This window comes from Paraburkholderia sp. JHI2823, assembly GCF_038900695.1.
GTDB lineage: Bacteria > Pseudomonadota > Gammaproteobacteria > Burkholderiales > Burkholderiaceae > Paraburkholderia > Paraburkholderia mimosarum.
The window spans coordinates 1-255 of record NZ_JAYMRY010000413.1 but is presented as its reverse complement, the minus strand read 5'-3'; the positions used below and the strand labels follow the sequence as shown (position 1 = coordinate 255).

Here is a 255-nt window from a genome sequence, read left to right as displayed (position 1 = left end):
TGCCGAGCGGATCGGTGGCGTCGGCGAACAGGTTGCGCTTGCCGTCGCCAATCGAAACGTGCATGTGCATGCCATTGCCGGGCCGGTTCGCGAACGGCTTCGCCATGAACGAGCAGATCATGCCCAGTTCGTTGGCGATCTCCGACGCGGCCATCTTGAAGAACACGTAGTGATCGCACGACGTCAGGCAGTCGGTGTACGTGTAGTTGATCTCGAACTGGCCGTTGGCGTCCTCGTGGTCGATCTGGTAGACGT

General features: G+C 60.4%; 1 pseudogene. It reads right to left on the bottom strand.

Annotated elements, in window-relative coordinates:
• A pseudogene (locus VSR34_RS39210) lies at positions 1–255 on the bottom strand (type III glutamate--ammonia ligase); the annotation flags it as partial.